This window comes from Streptomyces lincolnensis (genome assembly GCF_001685355.1).
Taxonomy (GTDB): Bacteria; Actinomycetota; Actinomycetes; order Streptomycetales; family Streptomycetaceae; genus Streptomyces; species Streptomyces lincolnensis.
Genome location: NZ_CP016438.1, coordinates 7,478,306 through 7,497,183, shown reverse-complemented (window position 1 = coordinate 7,497,183; position 18,878 = coordinate 7,478,306). Strand labels below are relative to the sequence as shown.

The window sequence follows — 18,878 nt, the reverse complement described above, 5'->3', positions numbered from 1 at the left end:
GCCCGTTCCGGACCCCGTGCCAAGCTTGGCTCATGCAGTCCTTTGCCGCCCCGTACGAAGAACGCCTCACGGCCCCCCGCTCCTGGTGGCTGATCTCCTTCCTGGTCGGGGTCTCCTTCGCGCTGATCCTGCTCCCGTTCGGCACCCTGCCGCTGCTCGGCGGCCTGGTCGGCGGTACGGCGGCGGCAGCGGTCGTGGCCAGCGCGTACGGCGCGCAGCGCATCCGTGTCGTGGGCGGCTTCCTGATCGCCGGCGAGGCGAAGATCCCGGTGTCGGCGCTGGGTGAGGCCGAGATCCTGGACCCGGAGGAGGCCCGCGCCTGGCGCACCTACAAGGCCGACACCCGCGCCTTCCTGCTGCTGCGCGCGTACATCCCCACCGCCCTGCGGGTGACGGTCACGGACCCCGAGGACCCCACGCCGTACCTGTACCTGTCGACGCGTGAGCCCGAGCGGCTGGCGGACGCGCTGAAGACGGCGCGGTCGGCCGCCGCCTAGAACGTTTGCGCAGGGCTTCACCCGAGCGGTGAGGGCCACTCGACGGCCCGAAGTCTCACGGAAGTCTTACCGGGCCCCGGGCCCGTGGCGGTGTCCCGTCCCGCCCTGTCCCGGCGGGGTCAGCTCCCGAGTTCCTTGCGGCCGTCCCCCAGCTCCAGCGGGTTCGACGGCGTCTCCAGCGCCGGAAGCTCGGGCAGCGCGTCCCACGGCACCTGCGTCCTGCGCAGGTCGGCCCGGATCCGCTCGGCGAGGTTTCTGGTGTCCCTGCGGTTCATGACCGCTCCCACGGCCGCGCCCACCATGAACGGCATCAGGTTCGGCAGGTTCCGCACCATCCGCTTCATGATCTGCTGCCGCAGCTGCTGTTTCATCCGGCTGTTGAGCGCCGAGTTGTAGGTCGACGGCTTGGTCACGTCGATCCCGCGCTCCCCCGACCAGGAGTTGAGATACGCGGTGGAGCGCTCCTTGAGACCGCCGGGCGGTCGTACGCCGTAGACCTCGTGGAGTTCCGCGATCAGCTTCAGCTCGATCGCCGCCACGCCGGTGATCTCGGCGGCCAGTTCTGTGGGCATCGCCGGCGGGACCGGCATCATCGCCGCGGCGCCGACACCCGCGCCGACGGTCGCCGTCGCCCGGCAGGCGCCCGCCACGAGCTTCTCGGCGAGTTCTTCGGGGCCGAGCCCGGGGAACTGCCTGCGGAGCGTGGCGAGGTCGCGTACGGGGATCCGCGGGGCGATGTCGATGATCCGGTCGGCGAGGTACGCCAGACCCGCCCTGGCCCGGCTGCCGCCCTTGCGGACGCCTTCGCGGGCCTTGTCCCGGATCGCGGCCACCCGCCGTTTGGCGACGGGAGCCGGATGGTCCGTCGGCGCCGGGAGGTCAGCCCGGTCGACCGCCGGTTCGAGCGAGGCCGACCCGATGTCGGATGAGCCCCGCTCGTCGTCACGCGCGCTGGACCGTCCCTCGGACGGCCCTTGGTCCGCTCCCCGCGCGAGGAAGCGGCGCTTCCGGGGAGGGGTCGAGCCAGTCACGGCCGACCCCTCCTCAGTCGCAGTCGCGGCAGATCGGCTGACCGTTCTTCTCCCTGGCCAGCTGGCTGCGGTGGTGCACCAGGAAGCAGCTCATGCAGGTGAACTCGTCCTGCTGCTTCGGCAGCACACGGACCGCCAGCTCCTCGTTCGAGAGGTCGGCGCCGGGCAGTTCGAGGCCTTCGGCGGCCTCGAATTCGTCGACGTCGACGGCCGAGGTCGACTTGTCGTTCCTCCGGGCCTTCAGTTCTTCAAGGCTGTCCGAGTCGACGTCGTCATCGGTCTTGCGTGGGGTGTCGTAGTCGGTTGCCATGTCGCTCTCCCCCTCTGGGTGTCTTCGGTGTCTCCAGCGCACGTAACGCGTGAGAGGCCGGACTTGTGCCCGACCTGAGGCGGAGATTTTGCCTCACATCAAGGTCTGTTACTCAATCGACACCCAACCGGACTCCTCATGAGTGATCGGGTTGGATGGCGATCGGGACCGTACACGGTCCGAATCCCGCACTTCAAAGGCGTCTCACCGTGTACTTCCCGTGATCAGGACCCCGGAAAACCCGGATTTTCCCGGCTTTCCGACCGTTCACATGATCACGGAGAGTAGATGGCCGGAAAATCGCCCATGTGATCGATCACACACAGGGGTACCCGACGGGTGCCCCGAAAATTCCGCGCAAAGCGAACATCCTCATGTATCGATCCGTGTGCGGGGGCCATGATCTCAGATGGGAAGGGCCACCCGCATCACAAGCCCACCTCCTTCACGCGGCTGCGCCGAGATGTGTCCGCCGTGCGCCCGGGCCACGGACCGCACGATGGACAGGCCGAGGCCCACCCCCTTGTCACTGCCCGTGCGCTCCGTACGCAGGCGCCGGAAGGGCTCGAAGAGGTTGTCGATCTCGTACGCCGGCACCACCGGACCCGTGTTGGACACCACCAGGACCGCCTGCCCGTGCTGGATGTCCGTGGTCACCTCCACCCAGCCGCCCTCCGGCACGTTGTAGCGCACCGCGTTCTGCACCAGGTTCAGGGCGATCCGCTCCAGCAGCACGCCGTTGCCCTGGACGACCGCGGGTTTCTGCTCGCCGCGGATCACCACGCCCTTGGCCTCGGCCTCCCCGTTCACCTGGTCGACGGCCTGCTCGGCCACCTCGGCGAGGTCCACCGGCTTGCGCTCGACGATCTGGTTGTCGCTGCGGGCGAGCAGCAGCAGGCCCTCGACGAGCTGCTCGCTGCGCTCGTTGGTGGCCAGCAGCGTCTTGCCGAGCTGCTGGAGCTCCATCGGCGCGCCCGGGTCGGACAGGTGCACCTCCAGCAGGGTGCGGTTGATCGCCAGCGGTGTGCGCAGCTCGTGCGAGGCGTTGCCGACGAAGCGCTGCTGGGCGGTGAAGGCCCGCTGGAGCCGCTCCAGCATCTCGTCGAAGGTGTCGGCGAGTTCCTTCAGCTCGTCGTCCGGGCCGTCCAGCTCGATCCGGCGGGACAGGTCCGAGCCCGCCACCGCGCGCGCGGTGCGGGTGATCCGGCCCAGCGGCGACAGCACGCGCCCGGCCATCGCGTAGCCGAAGGCGAAGGCGATGATCGCGAGGCCGAGCAGGGCGAGGAGGGAACGGCTGAGGAGGTTGTCCAGGGACGCGTGCCGCTGCTGGTCGATGCACTTGCTGATGATGGTGTTGAACGTGTCGAGCGGTAGATCCGTCGCGCCGTTGACCGCTGGACATTTGTCGCTGATGACCTTGATGTTCTCGCCGCCGGCAATCTTGAACGGCGGCTGGTTGCCCGAGGTCAGTGCCTGCGCGGCCAGCAGATAGATGATCGACAGCAGCAGGATGCCGGCGATCAGGAACATGCCGCCGTAGAGCAGCGTGAGCCGTATGCGGATGGTCGGGCGCAGCCACGGGAAGGGGGGCTCCGGCCTGCGGGGGTCCCAGGTGGGCTTCGGGGGGGCCTGGGGAGGCGCCGGGGTCGCTGCCATGGGGGGATCAGATCCGGTAGCCGGAGCCGGGCACGGTCACGATCACGGGGGGCTCGCCGAGCTTGCGGCGCAGCGTCATGACGGTCACCCGCACGACGTTGGTGAACGGGTCGGTGTTCTCGTCCCAGGCCTTCTCCAGGAGCTGTTCCGCGGAGACGACGGCGCCCTCGGAGCGCATCAGCACCTCCAGGACGGCGAACTCCTTGGGCGCGAGCTGGACCTCCTTGCCGTCGCGGAAGACCTCGCGGCGGTTGGGGTCGAGCTTGATCCCGGCGCGCTCCAGGACCGGCGGCAGCGGCACACTGGTGCGCCGGCCCAGCGCACGCACGCGTGCCGTCAGCTCGCTGAACGCGAAGGGCTTGGGCAGATAGTCGTCGGCGCCGATCTCCAGGCCCTCGACACGGTCGCTGACGTCGCCGGACGCCGTGAGCATCAGCACCCGGGTGGGCATGCCGAGTTCGACGATCTTGCGGCAGACGTCGTCGCCGTGCACGAGCGGGAGGTCGCGGTCGAGTACGACCACGTCGTAGTCGTTGACGCCGATGCGCTCCAGGGCGGCCGCACCGTCGTACACGACGTCGACGGCCATGGCCTCCCGGCGCAGTCCGGTGGCCACCGCATCGGCGAGCAGTTGCTCGTCCTCGACGACGAGTACGCGCACGTCGCTTGTCCTTCCTGTGTCCACCCGCGTAGCGCCGTGGCGCCCGTGCGGGCAGGGTTTCGGTGAGTGTGTTGACCTCCATCCTGCCCTTTTCGGCCATAAGTCGGCTGTAAGACGAGTGAGCGCCGTCTGAAGGACGGGTGTGAGGCCCGGGAATGCGAGATTTTCTCGTCGGGTTGAGGTTTCCGTGGAAGGGAGCGGGGGGAGGACGGCTTTACACCCCGCGATCACGCTCTGCATGTGCCGTACCACCATGCGGCACTCCGCGATCCGCTTCCGCAGAGCGGGCGTGGGTGTCCGGCACCGTCGCCGCCCAGCAGGGGCAGCGCTGGGCACCCGCAGGAGACGTGATCGCCCCTTCCGAACGGCACACCCCCGTGCCATCGACCCACGACCCAGGACGAGGGGGCGCAGCATGGACGCATTCACCGCAGGGCTTCTGCAGCGTATAAGGGCGACCGAGTCCGACCTGACGCGGGCTCTCGACGAGGGCGACGACTTCCTCGTCGAGGTGGAGCAGGGCGAGCTCGACGACCTGCGCCGCCTCGCGGCCGAACACGGTGTGGAGGTCGCGCGTTCCAGCGTCTGATCAGCGCGCACGCATGACAGCAGGGCCCGGCGAATCCAGCGCCGGGCCCTGCTGCTTGTCCGGACAGCCCCTGGTCGTGCCCTAGTCGTGCCAGGCGCCGAAGTCCTCCAGCAGCCGCTGGAGGGGCTCGAAGACGCCCGGGGTGCCCGCGACCGTCAGGTCGTGTGCGGGGCGTTCTCCGGGGCGTCCGCCGGTCAGGGCGCCCGCCTCGCGGGCGATGAGGTCACCGGCGGCGAGGTCCCAGGGGTGCAGGCCGCGTTCGTAGTAGCCGTCGAGGCGGCCCGCGGCGACGTCGCACAGGTCGACCGCCGCGGAGCCACCGCGCCGGATGTCGCGCAGGAGCGGGATGAGCTTGCGGGCGACGTCGGCCTGGTGGGTGCGGACCTCGGTGACGTAGTTGAAGCCGGTCGAGACCAGGGCCTGTTCCAGGGGTGGCGCGGGGCGGGAGGCCAGCCTGCGCTCGCCGTCCCAGGCGCCGGTGGCCCAGGCGCCGCCGCCGCGCACCGCGTGGAAGGTCTCCCCGCGCATCGGGGCCGCGACCACCCCGACGACCGTCTCGCCGTCCTGCTCGGCGGCGACGGAGACGGCCCATGTGGGCAGCCCGTACAGGTAGTTGACCGTGCCGTCGAGCGGGTCGATGACCCAGCGGATCCCGCTCGTGCCCTCGATGGAGGCGCCCTCCTCGCCGAGGAAGCCGTCGTCCGGGCGGTGCCCGGAGATCAGGTCGGTGATCAGCTTCTCCGCCGCGATGTCCATCTCGGTGACCACGTCGATGGGGCTGGACTTGGTCCTGGCGACCGCGAGGTCGGCAGGACGGCCGTCCCTCAGGAGGGCTCCCGCGCGACGGGCGGCCTCCTGGGCCAGCTCCAGCAGTTCCGAGTGCAGGGGGTCGGTCACGGGGCTCCTCACGCGTAGGGGCTGTCGACGCCCGCGGCGGCGGGCTTGGGCGCGCGGGCCGGGCAGCAGCCGACCGGGCAGAGGTTGTGGTCGGCCCCGAGTGCGCCCAGGGCGCAGGGGGTGACCTCCTGCCCGCGTTCGACGGCGGCCCGCTCCAGGACGAGGTCGCGGATCCCGGCGGCGAACCTCGGGTCGGCGCCCACGGTGGCCGAGCGGCGCATCGGCAGGCCCAGCTCCTCGGCCTTGGCCTTGGCCTCCGTGTCGAGGTCGTAGAGGACCTCCATGTGGTCGGAGACGAAGCCGATGGGCGCGATCACGACGGCCGGGACGGCGGCCTCGTGCCGCTCCTCCAGGTGGTCGCAGATGTCGGGCTCCAGCCACGGGATGTGCGGGGCGCCGGAGCGGGACTGGTAGACGAGCTGCCAGGGGTGGTCGACGCCGGTGCGCTCACGGACCGCCTCGGCGATCAGCCGCGAGACCTCCAGGTGCTGCCCGACGTACGCCCCGCCCTCGCCGTGCTCCTCGACCGGGCCGGAGGTGTCCGCCGACGCGTTCGGGATGGAGTGGGTGGAGAAGGCGAGGTGGGCGCCGTCGCGGACGTCCTCGGGGAGGTCGGCGAGGGAGGCGAGCACGCCCTCGATCATCGGCTCCAGGAAGCCGGGGTGGTTGAAGTAGTGCCGCAGCTTGTCCACGCGGGGCGGTTCGAGGCCCTCGGCCTCCAGGGCGGCCAGCGACTCGGCGAGGTTCTCGCGGTACTGGCGGCAGCCGGAGTAGGAGGCGTAGGCGCTCGTGGCGAGGACCAGGACGCGGCGCCGGCCGTCGGCGACCATATCGCGCAGGGTGTCCGTCAGGTAGGGCGCCCAGTTGCGGTTGCCCCAGTAGACCGGCAGATCCAGGCCGTGGTCCGCGAAGTCCTTGCGGAGGGCGTCCAGCAGGGCGCGGTTCTGGTCGTTGATGGGGCTGACGCCACCGAAGAGGAAGTAGTGCTCGCCGACTTCCTTGAGGCGTTCCTTGGGGATTCCCCTCCCGCGCGTGACGTTCTCCAGGAACGGAATCACGTCGTCCGGGCCTTCGGGGCCGCCGAACGAGAGCAGGAGCAGGGCGTCGTAGGGGGTGGCATCGCGCGCGTCTGGCATGGGTCGATCCTGTCATCCGGTGCTGACAGCCGGAAAACGGTGGGGTGACCGGACGGGTTCCCGTTTCGTCCGGCGCGGTGCGTCGGGGTCACCTCGCTTGTAAGCTGTATCAGCCGCAGTCACGCCTTACGCGTGGTCTCCCGCGCACCCCTCGCCCTCCCACGGGCCCCACCGCTCTTCCCCGACCGGAGCCTTCCGTGCCCAGCCCCTACCGCGCCCTGTTCGCCGCACCCGGCTCCAAGGCCTTCTCCACCGCCGGGTTCCTCGGCCGGATGCCGCTGTCGATGATGGGGATCGGCGTGGTGACGATGGTCTCCCAGCTCACCGGGCGGTACGGGCTGGCGGGTGCCCTGTCGGCCACCATCGCGCTCGCCGCGGCGGTGGCGGGCCCGCAGGTCTCGCGGCTGGTGGACGTGCACGGGCAGCGGCGGGTACTGCGTCCGGCGACGCTGATCTCGCTCGTCGCGGCGGCGGGACTGCTGTTCGCCGCGCACTACGGGTGGCCGGACTGGACGCTGTACGTCTTCAGCGCGGGCATCGGATGCGTGCCGAGCATCGGCGCGATGATCCGCGCGCGGTGGGCTGCCCTGTATCGGGGCACCCCGCAGCTGCACACGGCGTACTCCTTCGAGTCCGTGATCGACGAGGTCTGCTTCATCTTCGGGCCGATCATCTCCATCGGGCTGTCCACGGTCTGGTTCCCGGAGGCGGGCCCGCTGCTCGCGGCCTGCTTCCTGGCGGTCGGTGTCTTCTGGCTGACCGCTCAGCGCGGCACCGAGCCCGCCCCGCATCCGCGCGAACACGACAACAAGGGCACGGCGTTGCGCTCCCCCGGTCTCCAGGTCCTGGTGGCGACCTTCGTGGCGACCGGCGCGATCTTCGGGGCGGTCGACGTGGTCACGGTCGCCTTCGCCGACGAGCAGGGGCACAAGGGCGCCGCGAGCATCGTGCTGGCGCTGTACGCGGCGGGTTCGTGCGTCGCGGGCCTGGTGTTCGGACTGCTGCACTTCAAGGGGGCGCCCGAACCTCGCTGGCTGCTGGGCATATGCGCGATGGCCGTGAGTATGATCCCCCTCCTACTGGTCGGAAACTTGCCGTTTCTGGCCGTGGCGCTGTTCGTTGCGGGCCTGTCCATCGCTCCCACGATGATCACGACGATGTCCCTCATCGAGCAGCACGTACCACGCGCGCAACTGACCGAGGGCATGACCTGGATCAGCACCGGGCTCGCGGTCGGGGTCGCGCTCGGCTCCTCCGTGGCCGGCTGGGTGATCGACGCCGCCGGTGCGCAGGCCGGGTACGGGGTTCCGGCGGTGTCCGGGGCCGTCGCGGTCGCGGTCGGTTTCCTGGGGTATCGCCGGCTCAAGAGGCCGGCTCCACGTCGGGGAGGCACCGTTGAGCAGCACAGCGAGCGGCAAGAACGGCACGTGGCGTAACTGGGGCGGCACGGTCGCCTCACGTCCCGCGCGGGAGGTCACGCCCGCCTCGGTCGACGAGCTGGCCGACGCCGTCCGCGGGGCCGCCGAGGACGGCCTGAAGGTGAAGGCCGTCGGCAGTGGGCACTCCTTCACGTCGATCGCCGCCACCGACGGTGTGTTGATCCGTCCTCAACTGTTGACCGGTATCCGCGCCATCGACCGGGATGCCATGACCGTCACGGTCGAGGCCGGTACTCCGCTCAAGAGAGTCAATGTGGCCCTGGCCCGCGAGGGCCTGTCGCTCACGAACATGGGCGACATCATGGAGCAGACGGTCTCCGGCGCCACCAGCACCGGAACGCACGGCACGGGCCGCGAGTCGGGGTCGATAGCCGCGCAGATCAGGGGCCTTGAGCTGGTCACGGCCGACGGCTCGGTGCTCACCTGCTCCGAGAAGGAGAATCCGGAGGTCTTCGCCGCCGCCCGCACAGGACTGGGCGCGCTCGGGATCGTCACCGCGATCACCTTCGCCGTGGAGCCGATCTTCCTGCTGACCGCCCGTGAGGAGCCGATGCCCTTCGACCGGGTCCTCGCCGAGTTCGACGAACTGTGGGCCGAGAACGAGCACTTCGAGTTCTACTGGTTCCCGCACACCGGCAGCACCAACACCAAGCGCAACAACCGCAGCGCCGGCCCGGAGAAGCCTGTGCCGCAGCTCCAGGGCTGGTTCGAGGACGAGTTCCTCTCCAACGGCGTGTTCCAGGTGGCCCAGTGGGTCGGCCGCGCGGTGCCCGGCACGATCCCGGCCATCGCGCAGATCTCCAGCAAGGCCCTGTCGTCGCGGACCTACACCGACATCCCCTACAAGGTCTTCACCTCGCCGCGCCGGGTGCGTTTCGTGGAGATGGAGTACGCCGTCCCGCGCGCGGCCGTGACCGAGGCGCTGCGCGAACTGAAGTCGATGCTCGACCGCTCGGGCCTGCGGGTCAGCTTCCCGGTCGAGGTGCGCACCGCCCCGGCCGACGACATCACGCTGTCCACCGCCTCGGGCCGGGACAGCGCCTACATCGCCGTGCACATGGTCAAGGGGACGCCCTACCAGAGGTACTTCACCGCCGCCGAGCGCATCTTCACCGCGCACGAGGGCCGCCCGCACTGGGGCAAGATCCACACACGGGACGCCGAGTACCTCGCCGGTGTCTATCCCCGCTTCGGCGAGTTCACCGCGCTGCGGGACCGGCTCGACCCGGACCGGCTCTTCCAGAACGACTATCTGCGGCGGGTGTTGGGGGCGTAGCGGACGCGGCGGCGCCGACGCCGGTGCCGCGGACGGACGTACACGCGAAGCCGATAGTTCCGTTTCCGGCTATTGCGTGAAGTACGCCACGTTCAAGATCCGGGAAACCGTGCGACGGCGGCGATCTCCCGCCTCATGACCGAAGTTGGGTGGCGTGCCAATCCACGCACGTGGCCCAAATGGAGTACTGTTGCGAGCCCTGGGTTCGGTCTCCCGCCAGGGCGTCCGCGACCTTCAAGGACCGCCGGGAGGGGGCTAGTTGCACAGGGTGACGGAGTTGGTCACTTAGCGTTGCGAATAGGTAACCGTGCCATAACGGCGGTCCAGGGCTTGTGCCCGACACGCCGGGCAACTCGGCAAGGTTGTGGCAGGCTGCACCCGGGCAGGCCACACTCGACTAGCGGAAGCAGCGACGCACGTGACGTCGGCAGGCACCACCCGGGAGGTCCCCATGCCCGAACTGCGTGTCGTGGCCGTCTCCAATGACGGCACACGGCTGGTGCTGAAGGCTGCCGACTCTACGGAGTACACGCTACCGATCGACGAACGCCTGCGCGCCGCCGTGCGCGGCGACCGTCCGCGCCTCGGCCAGATCGAGATCGAGGTGGAGAGCCATCTCCGCCCCCGTGACATCCAGGCGCGTATACGTGCCGGCGCGACCGCGGAAGAAGTCGCGCAGATGGCGGGCATCCCCGTCGACCGCGTACGACGCTTCGAGGGCCCTGTGCTGGCCGAGCGGGCCTTCATGGCCGAGCGGGCCCGCAAGACCCCGGTCCGTCGGCCCGGCGAGAACGCCGGGCCGCAGCTCGGCGAGGCCGTCCAGGAACGCCTCACGCTGCGCGGCGCCGAGAAGGACTCCGTCCAGTGGGACTCCTGGCGCCGCGACGACGGCACCTGGGAGGTCCTGCTGGTCTACCTGGTGGCGAGCGAACCGCACTCGGCGAGCTGGACGTACGACCCGCCCCGGCGGCTCGTCCAGGCCGTCGACGAGGAGGCGCGCTCGCTGATCGGCGAGTCCGACGACCTCGCCGCCTCGCCGGAGCCCAGCTTTCCCTTCGTACCGCGGATCGCCCGGCTGCCGCGCGACCGCCCGCTGGACCGCGCCCTCGACCGGGAGCGGCCGAGCCTGCCGGCGGCATCGACCGAAGCCGTCGAGGAGAGCACCGGCGCCACCGCCAGTGCCAGCGAACGGGACTCGCTGACCAGCCTGCTGGAGGCGGTACCGAGCTTCCGGGGCGACCTGGTGGTGCCGGAGCGCCCCGCCGAGGTGGTTCCCGAGGTGGAGGAACCCACCCCGGAGCCCGAGGAGGAGGAGCCCCCGGCTCCCGCGGCCTCGGCCGGTTCCGCGTACGCGGACGTCCTCATGCCGCGCTCCGTCGGCGGCCACCGTGACCGTCTCATCGGCTCGACCGACCGTCAGGCCGAGGCGGACGGCGTCCGCCCGGGCCGCCGGGCGGCGGTGCCGAGCTGGGACGAGATCGTGTTCGGGACGCGGCGGAAGAAGCAGGAGTAGGGGCGAGGGCAGGCGCAGGACCAGGACGCCGTACAGCCGTGCGGCCGTACATCCTTGAGTACGGGTTTTCGGCGTACGGCGTTCATCGCGAGCGCGTCGTACGGCGTTCGGCACGCACTCGGCAAAGGGCCCGCCTGCGCGGGCCCTTTGCCGTGCGGCTACTGGGGATCGGGACCCACGGCGACCGGACGCGCGGGATCCGAGGACCACTCCGACCAGGAACCGACGTACAGCGCGGCCGGGATGCCCGCGACCGCCAGGGCGAGGACCTCGTGGGCGCCGGAGACGCCCGAGCCGCAGTAGACGCCGACCTCCGTACCGTCGGACGCGCCGAGTGCCTTGAAGCGCGCGGCCAGTTCCTCGACGGGCAGGAAACGGCCGTCCGGGGCCACGTTGTCGTTCGTGGGCGCGGAGAGCGCGCCCGGGATGTGGCCGCCGACGCGGTCGATCGGCTCGACCTCGCCCCGGTACCGCTCCCCCGCGCGCGCGTCCAGCAGGACACCGGAGCGGGCCAGCGCCGCCGCGGCGTCCGCGTCGAGCAGTCCCGTCGCGCGCGCAACGGGCTCGAAATCGCCCTCGGCGGGCTCGGGTACGTCCGTCGAGAGGTCACCCCTCCAGGACGGCAACCCGCCGTCGAGGACCCGCACGTCCGGGTGACCCGTCCAGCGCAGCAGCCACCAGGCGCGGGCGGCCGCCCAGCCCTGTCCGCCGTCGTACACGACCACCGGCGTGTCCGAGGAGACGCCCGCGCGGCGCATGGCCGCGCCGAAGGCCGCGAGGTCGGGCAGCGGGTGCCGGCCGCGCTCACCCGAGGCGGAGGCCAGCTCCCGGTCCAGGTCGACGAAGACGGCGCCCGGGAGGTGTCCGGCCGCGTACTCGGCCCGGCCGTCGAACGACGGCTCCCCGGCCGCCTTGGCCACGCTCAGCTGCCAGCGGACGTCGAGCAGGACGGGCGGGGTGTCGCCCGCCAGATCGCTCACGAGTTCGGATGCGGAGATGATGGCGTTCATGGCCACCATCCTTGCGCACGGGGTGGCCGCACCGTCCATGTCCGGCTACTCTGCTCGGCCGGGCAGGCCCGATCACGAGGCGTACGGGACCGGGCACATGCTGTACAACCGATCGACACCCGTCGGCCACCGGGCGGAAACGGACGGGAACGCACACGGCGGGCATTCTTCCGGGGCGTGTCCGGCGTTCCGTCAGGACAATGAGCGCCGGCGGTGCACGCCCGGCGCAGTGGGCGTCGCTCGGGCGGCGCGCCCGGAGGGCTCGGCGAGGCGGGTGGTGCGAGCATCGGCACGAGTCCGTGAGCACGGGGGTCCGTCAGTCGGAAGCGAAGCGAGACGGCCACCGCGAGAGGCCGGGAGAGAGGGACAATGACCGAGGCAAGGGGGTCGGCAGGCCCGAACGGCGAGACGCACGTGCGGCATGCGCCCGGCTCGCCCTGCTGGGTGAGCCTGATGGTGCACGGGATGGCTGCCACCCAGGAGTTCTACGGAGCGCTGTTCGGCTGGGAGTTCGTGCCGGGGCCGCGGCAACTGGGCCCCTATGTGCGGGCGCTGCTCGACGGGCACGAGGTGGCCGGCATCGGCCAGCTGCCGCCCGACCGGCATCTCCCCGTGGCCTGGACGCCGTATCTCGCCTCGGACGACGTGGATCTGACGGCCGAGTCGGTACGGCTGTGCGGTGGCACGATCGGGGTGGGGCCGGTGGACGCCGACGAGGCCGGGCGGCTGGTGATCGGTTCGGACCCCTCGGGCGCGGTGTTCGGCGTGTGGCAGGCGGCGGCCCACCGGGGCACGGCCGTCTTCGGGGTGCCGGGCACACCGGCCTGGCACGAGCTGCTGACCTTCGAGGCCGCCGGCGTCGCCAAGTTCTACGAGACGGTGTTCGGCTACGAGGAGGAATCCGCCGCCTCCACCGACGCCGACCGCGTCACCCTCCGCGTCGGCGACCGCCCCGTCGCCGCCATCCACGGCGTCGGCACCGAGCTCCCCCGCGACCGCGGCCCCCACTGGATCACCTACTTCCAGGTCTCCGACACGGACGACGCGGTCACCCGTCTCACGGACCTCGGCGGCCACGTCCTCAAGCCGCCCCACGACACCCCCTACGGCCGCGTCACCACGGTCTCCGACCCGGAAGGCGCCCGTTTCTCCCTGCTCGAACCGGTCTCACACTCGCCCTCGCCCTGAGTCCGAACAGGGGGCGTACGGCGAGCTGTTGGCGGTGAGCCGCGGCCCGGCTCCGCTGGGCCGACCCGGCTCCGCTCAGGACGACGAGACCGGCAGGACGTCCGGGGACAGGGCCGCCGCGTGGGCGGTCGCCGCGGTCATGCGGCGGCTGTGGTGCCGGCGGCACAGGACCTCGTAGCCGATGTCGTCGCCCTGGTCGACGTCCCCGACGACGACCTGGGCGCCCTCGACCACCATCGCGCCGCCTATCGTGCGGGCGTTGTGCGTGGCGCGGGCACCGCACCAGCACAGGGCCTCGACCTGGAGGACCTCGACGCGGTCGGCCAGTTCCACCAGGCGCTGGGAGCCGGGGAACAGCTTGGAGCGGAAGTCGGTGGTGATACCGAAGGCGAAGACGTCCAGGGCCAGGTCGTCGACCACGCGGGCGAGCTGGTCGATCTGCTCCGGCGCGAGGAACTGCGCCTCGTCCGCGATCACGTAGTCCGCGCGTCGGCCCTGGGAGAGATGGTCGACGAGATAGGCGTACAGGTCCTGGCCGTCCTCGACCTCGACCGCGTCCGTGACCAGGCCGAGCCGTGAGGACAGCTTGCCCTCGCCGGCCCGGTCGTCACGCGTGAAGATCATGCCCGTGAGGCCGCGCGCCGAGCGGTTGTGTTCGATCTGGAGAGCCAGGGTCGACTTCCCGCAGTCCATCGTTCCGGAGAAGAACACCAGCTCGGGCATGGTGGGTCGAGCACCTTTCGGTCGGGTGGAGGGGGCGGCCCGCAGGCGTCAGGAGCGTACTTCGAGCAGCGGGACCAGTTGCTCGGCAGGGGTCATCGAACCGTGGTTGCCGACCATCGCCGACTCCTTGGGCTCCCGCTCGGAGGCGATGATCAGCACGTCGTCGCGGGCGGCGGCGACCACGTCGCCGATACGGTCGTACACCCGGCGTTCGACCCGGTCGGGCGGCCCGAACCAGCCGGCCGCGATTGCCTCGTCACGCGAGGCGACCCAGAACTGCTCGCCGATGACCTCGCGCCAGCAGGTGAGGACGTCGTTCGAGGCGCCCGGTACCGCGTAGACGTGGCGGGCGCGGCCCTCGCCGCCCAGCAGGGCGACTCCGGCGCGCAGTTCCCAGTCCTCGTCGAAGTCGATGCGGTGCTGCTCGTCGAAGGGGACGTCGATCATGCCGTGGTCGGCGGTGACGTAGAGGGCGGTGCGCGGCGGGAGTTGCTCGGCCAGCCGCTGGACCAGCCGGTCGACGTACATGAGCCGGCCGCGCCAGGTGTCGGAGTCGACGCCGAAGCGGTGGCCCGCGCCGTCGACCTCGGCGTAGTACGTGTAGACGAGGGACCGGTCACCGGCGGCCAGTTGCTCGGCCGCCAGATCCATGCGGTCCTCGCCGGTCAGCCGGCCGTGGAAGGTGCCGCCACTGAGCGCGACCTTGGTCAGCGGGGTGTTCTCGAAGGTGGGCGCCGAGACCTGGGCTGCGTGCACGCCCGCCCGGTCGGCGAGCTGGAAGACCGTGGGGTACGGCTGCCAGGCGGCCGGCGAGGTCCAGGGCTGCCAGCGCAGCTGGTTCATCAGCTCGCCGGTGTCCGGGTTGCGGACGGTGTAGCCGGGCAGTCCGTGGGCGCCCGGCGGCAGTCCGGTGCCGACCGAGGCGAGGGAGGTCGCGGTGGTCGCCGGGAAGCCGGTGGTGAGCGGCTGCCCGGTGCCGCCGCGTGAGCTGCTCAGCAGGGAGGTCATGAAGGGCGCCTCGTCCGGGTGCGCCTTGAGCTGCTCCCAGCCGAGCCCGTCGATCAGGAACACGCAGTTCCGGTCGGCGGGTGTGAGCTCCCGGATCGTGGCGGTCATGTCCGGTACGGCCATACCGGCGGCCAGGGTGGGCAGCAGGTCGGCGAGGGAGCCGGTGCCGTACGCGGGGACGGGTGCGGAGTCGGGGGCGAGGGGTTCCGGGTGCTGGTCCCAGGCGGAGGCGGGCTGCGCCATCAGCGGGTGACGTCCGCGGTCGCCTCGGAGATGGCCTGTGCGAAGACGAGCGCCTGGCGCACCGTCTCCGGGCCGTCCCCGGCCTCGCTCACGCGCAGGCTCAGGTCGTCCGCCGTCGAGCTTCCGGTGTAGCCGTGGTCGGCCTCGCAGTTGGGGTCGCCGCAGGCGGCGGGCTCCAGGTCGATGCGGGAGACGGCTCCCCAGCCGATGGTGAGCACGACCTCGCGGGGCAGGGAGCCCGGCTGGTACTGCTCCGGGTTGGCGACGACCCGGCTGACCACGACCGAGGAGATCCGGCCGATCTTGACCGACTCGGTGGAGGTGGTGGCGTACGGCGTCGGGGAGGTGGTGTCCGCGGCCTGCTCGTCGGTGTGGCTGACGATGAAGCGGTTGCCGGTGAGGACGAGGACGGTCACATGCCGCCGCACCTCGTTCTGGTCGAACGTCGTCTCCTGGTGGACCAGGTACGACCGGATGGGCTCGCCGCCCACGGCGGCCTCCACCGCCTCGGCCACGAGGGCCGGGTAGTAGCCGCTGCGCTCGATCGCCGCTCGCAGCCCCTGGGTCGTCGTACTGGTCTTGGCCATGACGTCCATCCTAAGCCCCGGGTAAGGCCGCTCCGGGCCAGTCAGGGGCAACCCGGAAGGCTCGCGGTCCCGGCCGCGGTGGGCTAGTAGGCGGGAAGGGTGCGCGGGCCCAGGTCGTCGCGGGCGGGCGGGGGTGCCAGGCGGACCGAGGCGCCGAGGACGCTCAGGCCGTGCGGGGCGACGACCACCGGTTCCAGGGTGGCCGCGACGACCTCCGGGTGGTCGTCGACCAGGCGGGACACCCGCAGCAGCAGTTCCTCCAGGGCAGGTGTGTCGACCGGGGTGGAGCCGCGCCAGCCGAACAGCAGCGGCGCCGTCCGGATCGACCGGATAAGGGAGGTCGCCTCCCGGTCGGTGACCGGGACGAGACGGTGGGCCATGTCGCCGAGCAACTGGGAGGCGGCCCCGGCGAGTCCGAACGACAGCACTGCCCCGGCCGCCGGGTCGATGACGGCCCGGACGACGGTGTCGACTCCCCGCGGTGCCATCCGCTGCACCACCGGCCGCAGCTCCTCCGGCTTCCCGAACAGGTCGGTCAACTCGGCGTACGCCCGCCGCAGTTGTTCCTCGTCCGCGAGGTCGAGGCGTACGCCGCCCAGGTCGGCGCGGTGCCTGAGGTGCGGGGCGGTGGCCTTGAGGGCGACCGGGTAGCCGAGGGTGCGGGCGGCGTCGGCGGCGGCGTGGGGGGTGGGCGCGGGCAGGGCGCGGTGCACCTGGACGCCGTACTTCCCGAGCAGTTCGCAGGTCTCGTCGGTGCCGAGGGTGAGGCCCTGGCCGCGCGTCAGCAGGCCGTCGATCAGCTCGGCGGCGCCGTTCTCGTCGATGTCCTCGTACTCGGGCACCTTTCCGGGCTCGGCGGCGTCGCGCCGCCACTGCGCGTACCGGACCACTTCGGACAGGGCCCGTACGGCGCGCTCGGCGGCGGGGTAGGCGGGGATGAGCCGGGAGCGGTTCTCGACGGCGGACTCGTCCGGGGCGTCGGCGGCGGGTCGGGGCGCGTCGAGGCGGAAGAAGGGGCGGGCAGCGGCTCCGGTGCCTGAGGGAGGGGGGCCGGACGGGCTGCCGGAGGAACCGGCCGGGCTTGCGGTGCCGGGTTCGCCCGCGCGTGGCTTCGGTCCGCTCGCGCCCGGCTGCGGTGCGGTGCTGGTCGCGGCCGACAGTGCCTCCGCGAGTCCTCCGAACTCGACGTGCACGACGAGCACCGGCTTGCCCGGCACCCGCTCGGCCGCCGAACTCAGGGCCTCGGCCAGTGCCGCGTCCCCGGCCGTCCCCGACCCCACCGCCGGTATCGCGGTGACCACCACGGCATCGCAGGCGTCGTCGGCCAGGGCCTGCGACAGCGCGCCGTGGAAGTCCTCGGGCGAGGCACCGGTGGTCAGGTCCAGCGGCCGCAGCGGCCTGAGCCCTTCGGACAGGCACGCGTCGTAGGTCAGCAGGCCCAGCGACTCGGAGTTCCCGAGGATCGCCACCCGCGCCCCGCCGGGCAGCGGCTGCCGGGCGAGCAGCAGGCCCGTGTCCACCAGCTCCGTGATCGTCTCGACCCGGATCACCCCGGCCTGCCGCAGCAGCGCGGAGACCGTGGCATGGGGCAGCCGGGTCGCCCGGACGGCGTGTCCCTGCGGGGCGGAACCGGCGCCCTGCACCACGACCAGCGGCTTCGCCGCCGCCGTACGCCGGGCGAGGCGGGTGAACTTGCGCGGGTTGCCGATGGACTCCAGGTACATGAGGACGACGTCGGTGTCGGGGTCGTCGTACCAGTACTGAAGGACGTCGTTGCCGGAGACGTCGGCCCGGTTGCCGGCGGAGACGAAGGTGGACACGCCGGTCACGCCGGTGACACCGCCGCCGCGGCGGTGCAGCCGGGACAGCAGGGCGATGCCGATGGCGCCGGACTGGGAGAACAGACCGGTCCGGCCCGGGCGGGGCATCTCCGGGGCCAGGGAGGCGTTCAGCCGTACGTCCGCGGAGGTGTTGATGACGCCGAAGGCGTTCGGGCCGATGATGCGCATGCCGTACGCGCGCGCGTGCCGGACGAGTTCCCGCTGGCGCTCGCGTCCCTCGGGGCCGCTCTCGGCGTACCCGGCGGACAGGACGACGAGTCCCTGCACGCCGTGCCTGCCGCACTCGGCGACGACCTCGGGGACGCGCTCCGCCGGGACGGCGACGACGGCGAGGTCTACGGGCTCCCCGATGTCCCGCACCGAGCGGTACGCGGGGACCCCGTCCAGTTCCTTCTGCTCCTCGGGCAGGCCCTTGTTCACGGCGTACAGCCGGCCCGTGAACCCGGCGTCCCGGATGTTGCCGAGGACGCTGCGGCCCACGCCGCCGGGCGAGCGGCCGACGCCGACCACGGCGACGGAGCCGGGGCTGAGCAGTCGCTGCACGGACCGCGCCTCGGCGCGCTGTTCGCGCGCGTACTGCACGGCGAGCGAGCGGTCCGTCGGCTCCAGATCGAACTCCAGGCGGACGACGCCGTCCTCGAAGCTGCGCTTCTGGGTGTAGCCGGCGTCGGTGAACACCTTGATCATCTTGCTGTTGGCGGGCAGCACCTCGGCCGCGAAGCGGCGGATGCCGCGCTCGCGCGCGACGGCCCCGATGTGTTCGAGGAGGGCGGAGGCGACCCCGCGCCCCTGGTGGGCGTCCTGGACGAGGAAGGCGACCTCGGCCTCGTCGGCGGGAGCGGACGCGGGCATTCCGTCGGCGCCGATGCGGTCGTAGCGTACGGTGGCGATGAACTCGCCGCCGATGGTGGCCGCGAGTCCCACCCTGTCCACGAAGTCGTGGTGCGTGAAGCGGTGGACGTCCTTGGCGGACAGGCGCGGGTAGGGCGCGAAGAAGCGGTAGTACTTCGACTCGTCCGACACCTGCTCGTAGAAGCTGACGAGGCGATCGGCGTCATCGACGGTGATGGGCCTGACGCGCGCGGTACCCCCGTCGCGCAGCACCACGTCGGCCTCCCAATGGGCGGGGTACTCGTGCCGGTCCGGCGAGGTCTGCATGGGCCCCAGAGTACGGCTCGCGTCCGACAACGGCGCGAGGCAGTCTGGAGGACGGCTGTCGGACCGAGGCCGCGGTTCGACAGTCACACCCGGAGGGGTCGAGCACCCCTCCGGG

General features: G+C 71.6%; 17 protein-coding genes. 6 read left to right on the top strand and 11 right to left on the bottom strand.

Annotation, left to right across the window (positions count from 1 at the left end; genetic code table 11):
* Window positions 1-32 precede the first annotated feature (32 nt).
* Window positions 33-497: a DUF3093 domain-containing protein gene (locus SLINC_RS33335; RefSeq protein WP_067441081.1), complete on the top strand. Its 465-nt coding sequence runs from the start codon at window positions 33-35 to the stop codon at window positions 495-497.
* Between the two features lie 119 nt (window positions 498-616).
* Here the strand turns inward: SLINC_RS33335 and SLINC_RS33330 are convergent, their stop codons facing one another.
* The 4 genes from SLINC_RS33330 to SLINC_RS33315 all read right to left on the bottom strand — a co-directional run bounded on the left by SLINC_RS33330 (window position 617) and on the right by SLINC_RS33315 (window position 4,155).
* On the bottom strand, window positions 617-1,528 hold the full coding sequence (locus SLINC_RS33330; protein ID WP_067441078.1) for a hypothetical protein: 912 nt from the start codon (window positions 1,526-1,528) through the stop codon (window positions 617-619).
* 13 nt (window positions 1,529-1,541) lie between these two features.
* A complete protein-coding gene (locus tag SLINC_RS33325) occupies window positions 1,542-1,838 on the bottom strand; it encodes a DUF4193 domain-containing protein (protein ID WP_005481602.1) in 297 nt (98 codons plus the stop codon).
* A 405-nt stretch (window positions 1,839-2,243) separates the two neighbouring features.
* Window positions 2,244-3,494: a sensor histidine kinase gene (locus SLINC_RS33320; protein ID WP_067441075.1), complete on the bottom strand. Its 1,251-nt coding sequence runs from the start codon at window positions 3,492-3,494 to the stop codon at window positions 2,244-2,246.
* Window positions 3,495-3,501: 7 nt separating this feature from the next.
* Complete coding sequence (locus SLINC_RS33315; protein ID WP_007385219.1) at window positions 3,502-4,155, bottom strand: response regulator transcription factor; 654 nt, start codon at window positions 4,153-4,155, stop codon at window positions 3,502-3,504.
* A 415-nt stretch (window positions 4,156-4,570) separates the two neighbouring features.
* On the opposite strand from SLINC_RS33315, the gene SLINC_RS48630 reads away from it, so the two are divergent.
* Complete coding sequence (locus SLINC_RS48630; RefSeq protein WP_170068286.1) at window positions 4,571-4,744, top strand: hypothetical protein; 174 nt, start codon at window positions 4,571-4,573, stop codon at window positions 4,742-4,744.
* 81 nt (window positions 4,745-4,825) lie between these two features.
* Here SLINC_RS48630 and SLINC_RS33310 read toward each other — a convergent pair whose 3' ends face one another.
* Entirely contained in the window at window positions 4,826-5,641 is an 816-nt protein-coding gene (locus SLINC_RS33310) for an inositol monophosphatase family protein (RefSeq protein ID WP_067441072.1), read from the bottom strand.
* Between the two features lie 8 nt (window positions 5,642-5,649).
* Window positions 5,650-6,777, bottom strand: coding sequence for a ferrochelatase (locus tag SLINC_RS33305; RefSeq protein WP_067441069.1), 1,128 nt, complete (start codon window positions 6,775-6,777; stop codon window positions 5,650-5,652).
* A 197-nt stretch (window positions 6,778-6,974) separates the two neighbouring features.
* Here SLINC_RS33305 and SLINC_RS33300 point away from each other — a divergent pair, with 197 nt between their 5' ends.
* The 3 genes from SLINC_RS33300 to sepH all read left to right on the top strand — a co-directional run bounded on the left by SLINC_RS33300 (window position 6,975) and on the right by sepH (window position 11,005).
* Window positions 6,975-8,213: an MFS transporter gene (locus SLINC_RS33300; RefSeq protein WP_067441066.1), complete on the top strand. Its 1,239-nt coding sequence runs from the start codon at window positions 6,975-6,977 to the stop codon at window positions 8,211-8,213.
* On the top strand, window positions 8,173-9,492 hold the full coding sequence (locus tag SLINC_RS33295; RefSeq protein WP_067441063.1) for a D-arabinono-1,4-lactone oxidase: 1,320 nt from the start codon (window positions 8,173-8,175) through the stop codon (window positions 9,490-9,492). Before SLINC_RS33300 ends, SLINC_RS33295 begins: the two co-directional genes overlap by 41 nt.
* Window positions 9,493-9,943: 451 nt before the next feature.
* Window positions 9,944-11,005: a septation protein SepH gene (gene sepH, locus SLINC_RS33290; RefSeq protein ID WP_067441060.1), complete on the top strand. Its 1,062-nt coding sequence runs from the start codon at window positions 9,944-9,946 to the stop codon at window positions 11,003-11,005.
* A 158-nt stretch (window positions 11,006-11,163) separates the two neighbouring features.
* Here the strand turns inward: sepH and SLINC_RS33285 are convergent, their stop codons facing one another.
* Window positions 11,164-12,015 carry a sulfurtransferase gene (locus SLINC_RS33285; protein WP_107406715.1) on the bottom strand — a complete coding sequence of 284 codons (852 nt, stop codon included), beginning with the start codon at window positions 12,013-12,015 and terminating at the stop codon, window positions 11,164-11,166.
* Window positions 12,016-12,384: 369 nt separating this feature from the next.
* On the opposite strand from SLINC_RS33285, the gene SLINC_RS33280 reads away from it, so the two are divergent.
* Window positions 12,385-13,203 (top strand): VOC family protein, encoded by an 819-nt coding sequence (locus tag SLINC_RS33280; protein WP_067441053.1) that lies wholly within the window; start codon window positions 12,385-12,387, stop codon window positions 13,201-13,203.
* A 75-nt stretch (window positions 13,204-13,278) separates the two neighbouring features.
* Here the strand turns inward: SLINC_RS33280 and SLINC_RS33275 are convergent, their stop codons facing one another.
* The 4 genes from SLINC_RS33275 to SLINC_RS33260 all read right to left on the bottom strand — a co-directional run bounded on the left by SLINC_RS33275 (window position 13,279) and on the right by SLINC_RS33260 (window position 18,763).
* Entirely contained in the window at window positions 13,279-13,926 is a 648-nt protein-coding gene (locus SLINC_RS33275) for a thymidine kinase (protein ID WP_067441050.1), read from the bottom strand.
* A gap of 48 nt (window positions 13,927-13,974) precedes the next feature.
* Window positions 13,975-15,177 (bottom strand): alkaline phosphatase family protein, encoded by a 1,203-nt coding sequence (locus SLINC_RS33270; RefSeq protein ID WP_067441047.1) that lies wholly within the window; start codon window positions 15,175-15,177, stop codon window positions 13,975-13,977.
* On the bottom strand, window positions 15,177-15,773 hold the full coding sequence (locus SLINC_RS33265; protein ID WP_182449230.1) for a DUF5998 family protein: 597 nt from the start codon (window positions 15,771-15,773) through the stop codon (window positions 15,177-15,179). The genes SLINC_RS33270 and SLINC_RS33265 overlap by 1 nt, the downstream gene beginning before the upstream one ends.
* Before the next feature lie 74 nt (window positions 15,774-15,847).
* On the bottom strand, window positions 15,848-18,763 hold the full coding sequence (locus SLINC_RS33260) for a bifunctional acetate--CoA ligase family protein/GNAT family N-acetyltransferase (protein WP_067441044.1): 2,916 nt from the start codon (window positions 18,761-18,763) through the stop codon (window positions 15,848-15,850).
* Window positions 18,764-18,878: the final 115 nt, after the last annotated feature.

Excerpts from the sequence above, each read along its gene's own strand:
- SLINC_RS48630 (WP_170068286.1), top strand. The coding sequence starts at position 4,571 with ATGGACGCATTCACCGCAGGGCTTCTGCAGCGTATAAGGGCGACCGAG.
- SLINC_RS33285 (WP_107406715.1), bottom strand. The coding sequence starts at position 12,015 with ATGAACGCCATCATCTCCGCATCCGAACTCGTGAGCGATCTGGCGGGC.
- SLINC_RS33270 (WP_067441047.1), bottom strand. The coding sequence starts at position 15,177 with ATGGCGCAGCCCGCCTCCGCCTGGGACCAGCACCCGGAACCCCTCGCC.
- SLINC_RS33320 (WP_067441075.1), bottom strand. The coding sequence starts at position 3,494 with ATGGCAGCGACCCCGGCGCCTCCCCAGGCCCCCCCGAAGCCCACCTGG.
- SLINC_RS33260 (WP_067441044.1), bottom strand. The coding sequence starts at position 18,763 with ATGCAGACCTCGCCGGACCGGCACGAGTACCCCGCCCATTGGGAGGCC.
- SLINC_RS33335 (WP_067441081.1), top strand. The coding sequence starts at position 33 with ATGCAGTCCTTTGCCGCCCCGTACGAAGAACGCCTCACGGCCCCCCGC.
- SLINC_RS33305 (WP_067441069.1), bottom strand. The coding sequence starts at position 6,777 with ATGCCAGACGCGCGCGATGCCACCCCCTACGACGCCCTGCTCCTGCTC.
- sepH (WP_067441060.1), top strand. The coding sequence starts at position 9,944 with ATGCCCGAACTGCGTGTCGTGGCCGTCTCCAATGACGGCACACGGCTG.
- SLINC_RS33325 (WP_005481602.1), bottom strand. The coding sequence starts at position 1,838 with ATGGCAACCGACTACGACACCCCACGCAAGACCGATGACGACGTCGAC.
- SLINC_RS33275 (WP_067441050.1), bottom strand. The coding sequence starts at position 13,926 with ATGCCCGAGCTGGTGTTCTTCTCCGGAACGATGGACTGCGGGAAGTCG.
- SLINC_RS33280 (WP_067441053.1), top strand. The coding sequence starts at position 12,385 with ATGACCGAGGCAAGGGGGTCGGCAGGCCCGAACGGCGAGACGCACGTG.
- SLINC_RS33265 (WP_182449230.1), bottom strand. The coding sequence starts at position 15,773 with ATGGACGTCATGGCCAAGACCAGTACGACGACCCAGGGGCTGCGAGCG.